The sequence below is a fragment of the Paraburkholderia piptadeniae genome (genome assembly GCF_900007165.1).
In the GTDB taxonomy this organism is placed as follows: domain Bacteria; phylum Pseudomonadota; class Gammaproteobacteria; order Burkholderiales; family Burkholderiaceae; genus Paraburkholderia; species Paraburkholderia piptadeniae.
Genome location: NZ_CYGY02000037.1, coordinates 1 through 14,142, shown reverse-complemented (window position 1 = coordinate 14,142; position 14,142 = coordinate 1). Strand labels below are relative to the sequence as shown.

Annotated in this window: 9 protein-coding genes; 4 read left to right on the top strand and 5 right to left on the bottom strand. The window is 64.6% G+C overall.

All coding sequences use genetic code 11. The annotated features are described in order from the left end of the window. The first annotated feature begins 252 nt into the window (after positions 1-252). The 3 genes from BN2476_RS20720 to dctA all read left to right on the top strand — a co-directional run bounded on the left by BN2476_RS20720 (position 253) and on the right by dctA (position 6,371). Positions 253-3,546, top strand: a complete 3,294-nt coding sequence (locus BN2476_RS20720) for an adenylate/guanylate cyclase domain-containing protein (RefSeq protein ID WP_087736066.1) — start codon at positions 253-255, stop codon at positions 3,544-3,546. Positions 3,547-4,098: 552 nt separating this feature from the next. Beyond that, complete coding sequence (locus BN2476_RS20715) at positions 4,099-5,067, top strand: LysR family transcriptional regulator (RefSeq protein WP_087736043.1); 969 nt, start codon at positions 4,099-4,101, stop codon at positions 5,065-5,067. Then, positions 5,064-6,371: a C4-dicarboxylate transporter DctA gene (gene dctA, locus BN2476_RS20710; protein WP_087736042.1), complete on the top strand. Its 1,308-nt coding sequence runs from the start codon at positions 5,064-5,066 to the stop codon at positions 6,369-6,371. Before BN2476_RS20715 ends, dctA begins: the two co-directional genes overlap by 4 nt. Before the next feature lie 40 nt (positions 6,372-6,411). On the opposite strand, the gene BN2476_RS20705 is transcribed toward dctA, so the two are convergent. The 5 genes from BN2476_RS20705 to BN2476_RS20685 all read right to left on the bottom strand — a co-directional run bounded on the left by BN2476_RS20705 (position 6,412) and on the right by BN2476_RS20685 (position 13,965). Continuing rightward, positions 6,412-7,194, bottom strand: coding sequence for a substrate-binding domain-containing protein (locus tag BN2476_RS20705; protein WP_087736065.1), 783 nt, complete (start codon positions 7,192-7,194; stop codon positions 6,412-6,414). Positions 7,195-7,247: 53 nt separating this feature from the next. Beyond that, positions 7,248-8,543, bottom strand: coding sequence for an MFS transporter (locus tag BN2476_RS20700; RefSeq protein WP_087736041.1), 1,296 nt, complete (start codon positions 8,541-8,543; stop codon positions 7,248-7,250). 196 nt (positions 8,544-8,739) lie between these two features. Continuing rightward, positions 8,740-11,439 carry a CoA-binding protein gene (locus tag BN2476_RS20695; RefSeq protein ID WP_087736064.1) on the bottom strand — a complete coding sequence of 900 codons (2,700 nt, stop codon included), beginning with the start codon at positions 11,437-11,439 and terminating at the stop codon, positions 8,740-8,742. 10 nt (positions 11,440-11,449) lie between these two features. Beyond that, positions 11,450-12,754 (bottom strand): ATP-grasp domain-containing protein, encoded by a 1,305-nt coding sequence (locus tag BN2476_RS20690; RefSeq protein ID WP_087736040.1) that lies wholly within the window; start codon positions 12,752-12,754, stop codon positions 11,450-11,452. Between the two features lie 968 nt (positions 12,755-13,722). After that, complete coding sequence (locus tag BN2476_RS20685; protein ID WP_235850910.1) at positions 13,723-13,965, bottom strand: SMP-30/gluconolactonase/LRE family protein; 243 nt, start codon at positions 13,963-13,965, stop codon at positions 13,723-13,725. Between BN2476_RS20685 and BN2476_RS49935 the strand changes: the two genes are divergently transcribed. Then, positions 13,861-14,142: hypothetical protein (locus BN2476_RS49935; protein WP_235850908.1), on the top strand; the 282-nt coding region annotated here is incomplete at its 3' end. The two genes, BN2476_RS20685 and BN2476_RS49935, sit on opposite strands and share 105 nt — an antisense overlap.

The window sequence follows — 14,142 nt, the reverse complement described above, 5'->3', positions numbered from 1 at the left end:
GGGAGCCACTACAGGCCAGTATAGAGCCCGTATCCGTCCCCGATCGAAATCCTGTCAAACGCCATACGCGGCTATGCGCGGTCCGTGGCTCACGCCTACACTGGGTTCATCGGCACGATCCCCGACAGGCTTGGTGCCGTACGCATCGGCAACCGGCGCGCGCTTTTCAGTGCGCTTTGAGCCCATGGGAAGGAAGCGGACCCGGGCGGCACAACGGCGCGCGCCGCCCGGCATTGGATGCAGGCGGCGAACATGAATATTGAGCAATGGCTGCACGTCCTGGGTCTTGAGCAGTACGCGCAAGCGTTCGCGGCAAACGATATCGATCTGTCGCTGCTCGCGCAACTGACCGAAGTGGACCTGAAGGAGCTCGGGGTGCAGTCGCTCGGCCACCGCAAACGCATTCTCGCCGCGGCCGCGCGAGACTCGGCGCCGGTGGCCTCGTCGGCGGCGCAGGCGACGTTCGCCGTCGACACTCCTGCCGACGAACGCAGGCAGGTCACGATCCTCTTTGCCGATCTCTGCGGATTCACGGCGCTGTCGCGCACGCTCGATCCGGAGGAACTGCGCGCGCTGATCGGCCGCTTCACGGCGCTCGTCGACGGCATCGTGCTTGCCTATGGTGGCACGACCGACAGGCACATCGGCGATGCGGTGATGGCGCTGTTCGGCGCTCCCCGCGCGCACGAAACGGACACGCTGCGCGCGGCCCGCGCGGCGCTCGACATCCATGACGCGCTGACGCAGCTGAGCGCGCAGGCGGCGCGGACGTTGCAGGCGCATATCGGTATCGCGAGCGGCGAGGTGGTCGCGGGCGCGCTCGGCTGCGTCGACGCGCGGGACTACACCGTGACCGGCAATCCGGTGAACCTTGCCGCACGGCTCCAGGTCGCGGCAGCGGCCGGTGAGACCTGGCTTTCCGATGACGTGGCGCGCGCGCTCGGCGACGCCGCCGTCTGCGACGCGAACGGTGAGCAGTGTTTCAAGGGCATCGACACGCCCGTGCGGACATGGCGGCTGCGCGCCATCGCGAGCGAACCGGCGAAGGCGAGTCAGAGCCTCTTCGTCGGACGCCAGGCCGAGCTCGAGCAGTTTCACGGTGTCGTCCACGCATGCGTCGCGAGGCGGGCCGGCCACGTCGTCCATGTGCGCGGCGAAGCGGGCATCGGCAAGACGCGTCTGGTCGACGAGATGCGCCGCTACGTGCAGTCGCAAGGCTTCGCGATCCATCGGGGCCTCGTGCTCGATTTCGGCGTGGGCAAGGGGCAGGACCCCGTGCACGCGATCATCGACAGCCTGCTCGGCCTGCCGGCCGTCGCATCGAGCGAGGCGCGGCAGGCCGCCGCCGCACGTCTCGCCGCAGAGGGCGTCGTCGAGGCCGAGCAGCACGCCTTTCTCAACGACCTCCTCGACCTGCCGCTTGCGGGCGAATGGCGAGCCCTCTACGACGCGATGGACCACGGAGCGCGCAAGCGCGGCAAGCAGGCGCTCGCCGCGAGAGTGACCGACGCCGTGTGCAGGAAGGCGGCGACGCTCATCATCGTCGAAGACCTGCATTGGGCCGACCCCGAAGTCCTCGGCTATCTCTCGGCCTTCGCCTCGGGCATCGCGAACGGCCCGGGCGTCCTCGTGACGACCTCGCGCGTGGAAGGCGATCCGATCGATGCGACGTGGCGCGCGCGCTGCCGGGACACCCCGTTCACGACAATCGATCTCGGGCCGCTGCGAACTGACGAGGCCCTGAGCCTCGCGGGCAACTTCATCGACGCGACACAGCGTGTCGCGCTCGCCTGCATCGAGCGCGCGGGCGGCAACCCGCTGTTCCTCGAGCAGCTATTGCGCAACGCCGAGGAAGGCAGCGGCAGCGCCGTGCCCAGCTCGATCCGGAGCCTCGTGCTCGCGCGGATGGACCGGCTTGCGCCGCGCGACCGCCTGGCCTTCCAGGCGGCCGCCGTAATCGGCCAGCGTTTCGACATCGCGTTGCTTCGGCGGCTCATCGACGATCCCGGCTACGTCTGCGACGGCCTGCTCGCCAATGCGCTCGTGCTGCCGGAGGGCGAGGACTTCCTGTTCGCCCATGCACTGATTCAGGAGAGCGCATATTCGACGCTGCTGCGCGCGCGTCGGCGCGAACTGCACCGCTGCGCGGCCGACTGGTTCGCGCACGGCGACCCCACGCTGCACGCCCAGCATCTCGACCGCGCCGAGGACGAACGCGCGCCGCAGGCCTACCTGGCCGCCGCGGGCGCGCAGTACACGGCCCACCTGGTCGAGGCCGCGCTGCGTCTCGCCGAGCGGGGCCTCGAGATCGCGCAGACCGACGCGGACCACCACGCCCTAAGCTGTTGCAAGGGCGAGCTCCAGCGCGACCTCGGGGACATCGCGGGATCGACGGCCACTTATCGCGCGGCGCTGGCGGCCGCCCCCGATGACGCCAGTCTGTGCCGCTGCCAGCTGGGGCTTGCGGAAGGCCTGCGCGTGAGCGAAGGTCTTGACGAAGCGCTAGAGCTGCTCGCGGCCGCGCAGCTGATCGCGGAGCGCGACGACCGGTTGGCCGAGCTTGCGAGCCTTCACTATCTGCGCGGCAACATCCTTTTTCCGCTCGGGAAGATCGATGCCTGCAGCGCCGAACACGAACGCGGGCTCGCCTATGCGCGGCGCCTCGGCTCGCCGGAGGCAGAGGCCCGCGCGCTCGGCGGCCTCGCCGATGCCGCGTACGCGCAGGGGCGGATGCGGACCGCGTTCCGCCATTTCAGCGACTGCGTGGCGTTGAGCCGCCAGCACGGATTCAGCCGCATCGAAGTCGCCAATCGTCCGATGCAGGGCTTCAGCCGCATCTATCTGAACGATGCGCGGCAAGCGCGCGAAGACGCCGTTGCCGCCGCGCGCGCCGCCGAGTTGATCGGGCAGCCGCGCGCGCAATTGCTGGGCGAGACGCTCGGCGTGTTCGCCTGCCACGAGCTAGGCGATGTGCAGGCTGCGCGGGTCCATCTGGAGCATGAAATGCAGGTGATCCGGCAGTTGGGCGCGCGCCGGTTCGAAGCGCAGAACCTGGAAATGCAGGGACGTGTATGGCTGGACGACGGATGTCGCGGCGAAGCGGTGAAAGCGCTTTACGAGGCGCTCGCGATCTCGCGCGAAGTGGGCACGCAGTTCTGCGCGCCGAAGGTCCTGGGCGCGCTCTCCCGCGCGGTCGATGAGAATGACGAGCGTGCGCGGCTCCTGGCGGAAGGCGAGGACCTCTTGCGCCTCGGCGCAGTCGGCCACAACCACCTCTGGTTCTACCGCGACGCCATCGAGGCGATGTTGTCGGCCCCCGATCCCGCCGGCGTGCTGCGCTACGTGACGGCATTAGAGGACTACACGCGGCGCGAACCGCTGCCCTGGGCCGAGCTGTTCGCGGCGCGCGGCCGCGCGCTCGTGCGTACCCTGCAGGAGCCCGCGGACGAAGCCGTGCGATGCGAGCTTGGGCGCGTGCGAACCGTGCTGATGCAGGCTGGCTTTCGGCACTACCTGGCCGCAGTCGATGCAGCGCTCGCCGCTTGAGGCGAGCGTCACGCCAGCGCCGCGAGTCTATCCATCCGGCCGATTGAGGCCACGCGTTTGCTAGTCCCAGCCTTCAAGGGAACGATACCGCGCGAGCGGTATCGTTTAATGCGCGAACGCCTGTTCGGGTTGGTAGGCGCATCCGCCGCAGCGACCCCGACATTCACGGCTGCTGAGGCAAGAATGTCAGGAAAGGAACCTGTCGGCAAAGTCCGATGGCCTCCGGCCACGATGCCGACACGAATGACTGTTGTCCCCTTTGGAAGCTGCCCTTGACATGGCGTCAAGACAAATGACGGGAGTGGGCCGCGTCATGCCTTTTGCGTGAGATCCACACCCGAGACGATCGTTGTGCTCGGTCGTGGGACGCAGTGCGGCCATGAAGAGACAGTTGCGTCCCTAACGCGAATGACGGCTGACTCTATAAAACCGGCACGTCGCGCCTCACGTCCGTGGCACCCATCAAGGGCTGCGCAGACGGGCGTAGTCCCGATGGGCGCTCCCGGCTGAATCATGCAAAATACTCGGCACCCAAGATGCGGAGGATGGCCCGTGGGCGTTAACTTCGACCTGAATGACTTGCAAGCTTTTCGCGCGGTGGTTGAGCTGGGAAGCTTTCGAAAGGCCGCCGAGGCGGTCAGCATTTCCCAGCCGGCCTTAAGTCGTCGGATCGACAAGCTCGAGGAAGCGCTCGGCGTGCGTCTCTTCGAGCGCACCACGCGCAGTGTCACGCTCACCACCGTCGGCCGCGTGTTCGCCCCGAGCGCGGAGCAACTGCTCGATGATCTCGACGTTGCGCTGCTCGGCATCCGCGATGTTTCATCGAGCCGCCTGGGTCATGTGACCATCGCATGCGTGCCTTCGGTCGCCTACTATTTTCTGCCGAACGTCATCGCGAACTATCATCGCCGCTTCCCCCGCATCAGGGTCAAGCTGCTGGATTCGAGCGCGAACGAGGTGCTTGGCGCCGTCATCAGCGGCGAGGCTGATTTCGGCGTGAGCTTTATGGGCAGCCAGGAGTCCGAGATCGAGTTCAAGGTCCTGCTGCAGGAGCGGTTTGTTGCTGCCTGCCGCCGCGACCATCCCCTCGCACGCAAGAAGCGCGTGACCTGGAACGAGCTTTACGAGCACGAGTACGTCTCGGTGGACAAGACTTCCGGTAACCGCCTGTTGCTCGATCAGGCGCTCTCGGCCGTGGCGCCACGTGCGCCGAGCGTCTGCGAGACGCGGCACGTCACGACCATGCTCGGGTTGATCGAAGCGGGGCTTGGCGTCGCCGCGGTGCCGTCGATGGCCATGCCTGGACATGACCACCCCATCCTCACGAGCGTGCCGCTCGTCGAACCGGTGGTGAAACGACGCGTGGGAATCGTAAGACGGCGCGGACGGCCGCTCACACCGGCCGCACAGGAGTTTTACCGGACGATCATCGAAACGAAGCGCGGCGGCGTCGCAGGCAGCGATGCCATGGCCAATACGGTGACGACGACAACGAAGACAAGAAGGAAGACCGCATCGTGAGGTTGGCAAGACCGCTTCGTTTGCTCTATGTGCAGGTCGTGCTGGCCATGGTGCTCGGCATGACGCTCGGCCATTTCTGGCCGCCAGCGGGCACGCTGCTCAAGCCCCTCAGCGACGCGTTCGTTGGCCTCGTGCGGATGATGATCGCGCCGATCGTCTTTTGCACGATCGTCTCGGGCATCACGTCACTGGCGAGCGGGAAGGCCATCGGGCGCACGATCATCCAGGCGCTGGCGCTTTTCTATCTCCTGACGGCCGTCGCGCTCGCGCTCGGACTCGCCACTGCGTTCGTGCTGCGACCTGGCGCCGGCATGCACGTCGACGCCCATCATCTGGATTCGGGCATCCTCGCGCAATATGCGAAGCACGCGCAGGCGCGCGGGCTTGTGGAGTTCGGGCTGAGCGTGATCCCGGAGACGATGCTCGGCGCCTTCGAGAAGGGTGAGGTGCTGCCGGTGCTGCTGCTATCGCTGCTCTTCGGCTTCTCGCTAAATTCGTATCCGCGGGTCGGCCGGCCAGTGCTAGCGCTCATCGACGGCGTCGCCCAGTTGCTCTTTCGCATCCTCGCGATGATCATGCGACTCGCGCCGCTCGGGGCATTCGGTGCGATGGCTTTCACGGTCGGCCGCTTCGGCATCCGTTCGGTCGGCTCGCTCGGCATGCTGATGGTGTCCTTCTACGTGGCATGCCTGTTGTTCGTTGCACTGGTGCTCGCGCCGCTCGCGCGGCTGCACGGTTTCGCGCTTTGGCGGCTCTTGCGCTACATGCGCGAGGAATTGCTCATCGTCCTCGCGACATCGTCGACGGAGCCGGTACTGCCGCGCCTGATCGCGAAGCTGGAGGCACTAGGTTGTGACAAGGGAGTCGTGGGGCTTGTGCTGCCCGCGGGCTATTCCTTCAATCTGGACGGCACCGCGATCTATCTGACACTCGCCTCGCTGTTCATCGCACAGGCGTGCGATGTACCGCTTTCCGCGCCGCAGATCGCGACGATGCTCGCCGTCATGTTGCTCACTTCCAAGGGCGCGGCCGGCGTGTCCGGTAGCGGGCTGGTCGCGCTCGTCGCTACGCTCACCGCGATTCCCGATCTGCCCGTTGCCGGGGTGGCGCTTCTGGTGGGCATCGACCGCTTCATGTCCGAGGCGCGCGCCCTGACGAGCGTCATCAGCAACGCCTGCGCAGTGATCTTCGTTTCGTTGTGGGAAGGTGCGTGCGATCGTGCGCGTCTCGCGCAGATGCTCAGGGTGGCCGAGCCAGGCTGCCCGGACGGTGCCAATGACGCAGCGACAGACACCGCGGGGTAACGGGAAGGCTGGCTGGGGCGAGCCTTCCCATGCTGCTGCCTCAATGTGCGGAAACGGAATCGAGCCCGGTCGATTTCACTTCTGCCTGTACGTCGGGTGATGCGAGGTAGTCGAGGAGCGCCTTCGCTTCCTTCGGATGCTGCGCGCCGACGGGGATGCCGGCGGCGAAACGCGTGACGGACTGGAGAGACTCGGGAATCTTTCCGACGAAGGTCGCGCCCTGGACGGGCAGCAGCTCGCTCACCTGCTGGAAGCCGATTTCGTAGTCACCGTTCGCCACCACCGACGCCACTGGAATCCGCGGAATCATCTTCGCCTTCGACCTGACCTGATCCTCGATGCCGAGCTTCTTGAACAACTCTCGCTCGATGTAGACGCCGCTCGCGCTATCCGAGTAGGCGATCGACTTTGCATGCAGCAGGGTCTGCCTGAGGCCTTCGGCCGAGCTGATGTCGGGCTTCGCCGCACCTTCGCGCACGACCATGCCGATGCGCGAATCCGCCAGCTCGACCCGCGATCCGGGGATGACCTTGCCTTGCCTGATCAGCTCGTCAAGTGCGTAGCCGACCATGATGACGGCGTCCGCAGGCTCGCCACGCGCGAGCCTGTTGGGGATCGCTTCGGGCGATTTGCCCATCGAGGGCCCGAGCGCGGTGTCGAGCGTGTTGCCCGTGTGGGACGCGAACCTGGGACCGAGCGCCTTGTACGCGGCGGTGAAGCCGCCCGAGCTCATGACGTGCAGGTCGGCGGCCTGTACGTTCGCCGCAGCGGCCGAGGTTGCGACGAGCGCTGCCGCGCAAAGTTTCAGAAGCAGGTTTCTCATGATCGGAGTCGTGTCAGATTGCAGTGATAGACGCTTGCGCAACGAGATGCGCATCAGTGCGCCGGGGTCAGCGTTACTGCGCGGCGTCGATAGAGCGCAAAAGTCGCCAAAAGGGCGCACGCTGCGGCCAAGCTCATCCAGTAGCCAGGCGCCGCCTTGTCGCCGGTCATGTGAAAGAGAGCCGTCGAGATCGCGGGCGTGAAGCCTCCGAACACGGCCGTAGCAAGGCTGTAGGCGAGCGAGAAGCCAGCAACGCGTACCTGCACCGGCATCACCTCCGTGAGCGCGACGACCATCGCGCCGTTATAGATGCCGTACATGAACGAAAGCCAGAGGAGGACGAGCAGCATGTTGACGAAGCTCGGCGCGTGAGCGAGCAGCGACAGTGCCGGGTATGCGGTCGCGACGGCGAGCACCGTCATGCCGACGAGGATCGGCCGTCGGCCGATCTTGTCGGAGAGTGCCCCGCCAACCGGCAGCCACACGAAGTTCGACACGCCGACGCACAGCGTCACGAGCAGACTATCGGCGGTGCTCAGGTGCAGAACCGACTTGCCGAAGGTCGGCGCGTAGACCGTGATGAGGTAGAAGCTCGCGGTGGTCATCGCCACCAGCATCATGCCGGCGACAACGACGGCCCAGTTCTGGACCAGCGTGCCGAACACTTCCTTCATGCCCGGACGATGCTGGCGTGCCTTGAACTCCTGCGTTTCCTCCAGATTGCGGCGCAGCATGAAGATGAACGGCACGATCATGCAGCCGACGAAGAACGGTACGCGCCATCCCCACGCCGCGATGGCCGCTGCGTTCAGCGATTGATTGAGTGCGAAGCCGAGGCCCGCAGCCACGACGATCGCCACCTGCTGGCTCGCGGACTGCCAGCTCGTGAAGAAGCCCTTGCGACCGGGCGTGGCCATCTCGGCGAGATACACCGACACGCCGCCCAGCTCGGCGCCCGCCGAGAAGCCTTGCAGCAGCCGCCCGAGCAGCACGAGCGCGGGTGCCAGAAGTCCGATCGTGGTGTAGCCCGGTACGAACGCGATCAGGATGGTGCCGCTTGCCATGATCGAGAGCGTGACGATGAGGCCCTTGCGGCGGCCGACGTCGTCGATGTATGCGCCAAGCACGATCGCGCCCAGCGGCCGCATCAGGAAGCCGGCGCCGAAGACCGCGAACGTCATCATCAACGAGGCGAACTCGCTCACGGCGGGAAAGAAGACGTTGGCGATCTGCGTGGCGTAGAAGCCGAACAGGAAGAAATCGAACTGCTCAAGGAAATTCCCGGCCGTTACGCGGAAAACCGCAGCGGCCTTCGAACGTCCGGTCGAAAGGCTAGACGATGGGTGCATCGAGGTGTCTCCTGAGATCCAGAAAATACGCGGTGATCCGGTCGATTGTGGTTTTGGCAATGTTCGCCCCGGGGCCGGCAAAACGATAAGTGCAATTTTCGGAACGATTGATGTTCGATCGTTATCAATCGAGGCCCGCTGACACCGCCGCGCCTCGCAACGCGAGCGCGCGGCGGCGGCCGTCACAGACCTTTGGTCACGCCACGAAGTGGCACTGCGAAGCGGCAGTGCGTGTATCCATATTGCGTCCACGGTTCAAGTGATCGTCGATTTCCGCGGCGCAGCCGAGCATGCGCGGATAGAGAAAGATTGTGAAGGCGGCGGTTTCGAGATCCGCCTCGCTGAACTCTCCGCGCCTGAGCGGCTTCCACAGCATCTTGAGCAGCAGCGCAGCGATCACCGCGTCGACGTTGACGCAGTAGACGTTACGCGATACTCCGGCGTCGAAGAGTGCCTGCACCAGTACGCGGTAGTAAGCATGGAACACGTTGTACTCGCCGCGTGCTTCATAGAGATCGGCGATAAAGACTTCGCGCGGGTCGTGATTCACCGGCTTGTCTTTGAAGACGGGGTGATTGACACCCGGAAGTTTGGCAATGTCGAGGCTTCCCACTTGCTTCTGGCGCGCCTTGTACTGCGCGTAGCGCTCGGCGGAGCGCCGCGCGAGCGCTTCGAGGTCCACGGCGTGGTGTGCATCGGAAGGATCATCGAGGCCGCTGCCGCGGAATGCCTCGTTGAGGAACGCGATGCCCTCGTAGCCGTTGCCGCCATGCGTATAACCAGTGTGTGTGAGGAACCCCACCAGCGCCTTGTTCAGTTGGACGCGCTCGGGACTCTCGGGGCCATCGGCGGATACCGCGCCCTTTGCGCCTTGTGCCGAAATTGCACCCGGTCCGTTTGTTAGCAACAAGCCGACGAGGGTCTTGAAGGCGAACAGGTCATCGGCCGTGGGTTTCAGGTTGAGGAGCGCCGCAAAGGCGATCTCGGTCAGGGTGCGCTCGCCGAACAACTCCTCGGTGGCGAAGCCGCAAAAACCGTCGGGACTGTGGCGCGACGCGTCCGCCGAGGCGCCGATCATCGTGCCGAAGAGCTTCGTCCACCACGGCAGACTTTCCGCCGTCAGGCGCGAGATGCGCTTGCGCATGAGCGGACCCCAGGCGAGCGTCGTCGTGATGGCCGCGAGTACTGCTTCCGAACGCGGATGGCCCGGGCCGCACGACAGCCACCGGATGATTGCCGAGCTCACGCCGCGCGCAGCGAGCCCCGCGAGCATCGCTTCGGCCTTCGGGTCGGGTTTATCGCAGAAGAGCGCGGCACTGCCGGTGCTATCGATGGCATCGACATCGAAAGTCTCGTCGAACGCGTCCGCGAGCCTGGCTGCCGCGAAGCGGTCGATCATGAGCGCTGCCGCCTCGCGCGCAGTGCGCTGACGATTCGGCCCGATGATCGCCACCGCGGCCGCGAGCACCGCATTGGGCGCGTTGCCCGCCTCGCGCGAGGCCTGCGCGGCCGCCCGTTCCGGCGTGCCATGCAGGTTCACGGCCGCGCCAACTGCCACGTGGATGAGCTTCGCGTCGTTCGCTCCGCCGAATTCGTGCAACAGCGCGAGACAGACATTCGCTTCGAGCGGGTGCGTCGCCGCTTCGAGCATCGACACGCCGTGCAGGCTGCTCACCTGCGATCTCGCGTCCATCTGCGAGGCGCCCGAGGCGTCCTTCAAAGGCTGGCGCGGCGGGATAGCGCCGATCTGGCTGTTTACCCACGCCACCTGCTCGTTGTATGGCGCGACCGCTTCCACCACCGGCAGGGCAAGCTCGTCGGGCAGTTGGAGCCCCTGATCCGAGCCAAACCACGGCTTGAGCGCAAGGCTGCCCTCAGGCTCGAAGTCGGGCATCGTCGCGTTCTCGCGCATCACCGCCGTGAGTGCCGCCGGAATGTGCGCGATATTCGTCACCACCGCGCCCCTGGCCGAGCAGCACGGATCGTCTGGCGTGAAGAGCCGCTCGACGCCAAACTTCTCCATGAACCAGCGTTCCTTTGCGAGCGCATCATCCGCGCCGCCCGCCATTGCTCCCGCATGCCCCACCGCGCGCGTGAGACTGCTCTTCCAGCGGCCCACCACGCACGCGACTACCGGTTTCGTAAATGTGGCGTCGGCCTCGTAGTAGCCGCCCGGCTCGCAGTACAGCACGGCGGCCTTGCTGCGCGCGTCGTTAGCGAGGGCGAATGCAAATTCCGGCGCCGCATAGTGGATGTAGACGTCCTTGCCGCTGGAGATGACGGTCGACGTGCCCCAGCCGCTCATGCGCAGATATTGCGCGATGGTGGTGCTGAATCCGCCCGAATTGGAAAAGATCGCGATCGAGCCCTGCCGCAAAGTCGCGCCGGGATCATCGCCGCCGAGCGCGCCGCCGATGCGCACGCCCTGCCACGAATCCGCGACGCCCAGTCCGTTGGCACCAAAGATGTCGATGCCGGCCTGCTGGCCCATGGCGCGAATCTCCCGGGCGTCGTGCACGGAGATCTTCTCCGTGATGATGAAGATCTTGCGCAGATCGGGATTCACGCGGATCAGCTCGGCCACGCCGTCGCGCGCGGCCGACGGCGGCAGGTACACGACGCCGCAATTGAACCGGTGCCCGGCCTCGAGGCCTTCGCGCACGTTGTTGTAGACGGGGATATCGCCGACGAGCGTCGTGAGCACCTGTCCGCCCTTGCCAGGAGCCGTGCCAAACACGACATTCGCGCCCGAAAACGCGTGGCTCACCGGCGTCACCTCCGACGACTCGCCACCCAGAATGTTGAGTACGCATACGCGGTCTCCGCGCGTGGCGATATGTGCGAGCGACTGGATGCCTACGAAATACCTGAAATGATTGTTTCCTTGCTTGACCACGTCGATCTCCTTATGCCTCGTGCTTTTCTGCTTGCGGGTGCGCCTCGCGCGCGCCGATGCGCGCTGCGACCTGCGCACGTCCGCCCGATTGCATCCACGCATCGGCCTTGCGTGCGTACTGGATCACTTCGCTGATGTCGGAGTCGAAGCCGAAGAGGCGATAGGGCAGGCCGAGCGAATCACAGGTGTCACGCAGTACGGACATGCCACGCACGAGGTTCGGACCGCCGCGCCCGAGGATGACGTAGAGCGGCGTCGGACCGTGCTCGATGAAGTGCTCACGCAGCGCATCGGCCATCGCGCGCAGTGTTTCGTATATATCGGTGTTGTTGGACTTGCCGCCGATGATGAACAGTACGTTGGACTGCTTCAGCCAATGTCGGAAGCAGATGCGCGCCACTTCCTTCATCTTTTCGTAGGGCGGATTGCCACCGAAATCCGACGAGATGATGGCTGCATCGCCCAACATCTCCGTGACGAGCGAGTTGGCGCCGCCGCCGAACGTGGGCGCGAGGATCGTTCCCTTGTCGTTGATCACGTAGACATCGCTTTGACCCTGGTGCGTGCGAAGCTGGTTGATCTCCTGCTCGAAGTCCGAGTAGTCCGCGGCGAACAGATGAGCGGGCAGTCCGAGGCGCGAGAAGCGGGGATCGTCGCGATCGAATCCACATTTGAAGTCGCAGGCGACGGGCGTGAGGCGCCCCTTCCTGTCCTCGCGCATGCGGATCGGATTCAACTCGAGCGTCGTCATGCCGAAGTCGTGAAAGAGTTCCCAGAGCTTCGGCAACTGCTGCACGAGCGGGGAAATGATCTCGCGCGGCGCGCCGATCTCGCTCAGCGCATTCGCGACGACGAACGCCTTCAGCCCGGTCAATGCGTCGAAGGGCACCATCGCGACGTGCTTTGGATCGACCTCCTCGATGTCCATGCCGCCCATGTGCGAGAGCGTCATGGTGGGAGCGCGAAAGCGGGTGGAATCGGTGATCGAGAAGTAGACTTCGTGTTTGGCCGGCACACCTGCTTCGAACGTCACGCCGTTCGCCTTGGCCCTCACGTGCCCCACGGCATGCTCGGCGAAGTACAGTCGCTCTTTCTCGGCGAGCGCGGTCTTGAGGTCAGTCGCGCGGCCGAGCAACCCGGCCTTGCCCTTCTTGCCCACGCCGCCCTTGAATACCGGCTTGATAAAGATCTGCTTGTGACGGTCGATCAGCGACTTTATCTCCTCTTCGCTCGCCCCGGGGCCCAGCACTTCGCTGGCCTGAAATCCGACAAATTGCAGCAGGCGCGCGCCGTGCATCATTCCAGTAATTTGCATGTAAAAAGTCTCCTGAATTTTGTTGCGATATGAACTGAAAGCGGCTTTGCGTCCGGCGCGTGATCAGAGCTGCGCTTCGCTCGCAGCAGGTGCGAGCGAAGCCATTGCCGTCGAGTGCTTGGTTGCGGCAGTAGGAATCACACGGCGATGTGTGTCGTGCGAAAGGTGCGTCGGCTGCGCAGCGCCACGACCGTGACTCGAGTTCGCGGTCCGATGCGTCGAATGAACGGCTTCAAGCCCTCGTGGGCTCTTCTCCTACGCGCTGTTCTTTTGAACCGATTGCTCGGGCTTCTGGAGACAGATGGTTGCGCAAGAAGATCAAGAGTAGAAGTGCGATTTTTGGAAGAATTGATGCATGAACGTTATCAATGCCAATATCGCACCACTGGAAGGACAGCCTTGATGAGACTCTCTCAGGGGCGCGCCCGATGCTACAAAGGCGTTGCCGGGGCGAGTGAGGTGTGCCGCTCGGCCTTGTTTTTGCCGAGATGTGATAAAGGGCGGTAGATACGAACAGTAGTAGCACTCATATTCTGACGAATGATTGATTGCTCGATCGGGAGTCGGCTTTGGAGCGCACTTGAGACACTCGAGGGAAAGCGCTGAACGTCGGTAACGGGTCGGGAAGACTCATTCATCGACAGAGAGAAGTACCATTCGCCGACACCGGTTTGCGAATGGCAGCGAACCAACCTGGAGCCGACGCACCCTTCCTATCGCCGAACGTCGGCTATGGCATGAGATGTCGAGCAAACCCGGGAGCGACAACCAGGAACTGACGCCACTGAAAACCTGCCGGCTCAACCGGCCCTTCGTCGACCGGCAACAGCGCTGGCAATCTGCCTTCCGTCCGCGGGAGATGGTCACTTACTGAGTTACCCGAGATAGTGTTCGGGTGCGCGGCGAGGCAACCGACGCTTTACAACGACGGGACTGTAAAGGCTCGCTTGCGTCGGTACAGTGGCCGCTCATGCAACGTTGCACCCGTCTCCGGGGATTGAGACGCGGGCCGTATAGATTGCCGCTAGCCGTTTTCCCGTCATCAGGTCTTCCGGTGGTCCATCGAACGTGCAGCAAAACAGTGTTCGCCCATCATCTCCACCGAGTTGACACGCGACAGCACGCTTGTCACCGACGGATACGCGATCCGTAATAGCGCCGCCGCGCAGAACGCGAAGCACTTCGCCCGTGTTGAAGCATGGCACCCAGATCCCACCTTCATGATCGATGCAGATGCCATCTGGCTGGCGCTCGCGAAGGTCTGCATATACACTGCGGATTCAACCGGTCGATGCAACACACTAGCGATTGCGCAAGCAGTAGGAGCGTTGCATATGAAGCAGAGACGATGGATCTATTACAGCGAGACCCAGGAGGCAACGATGTGG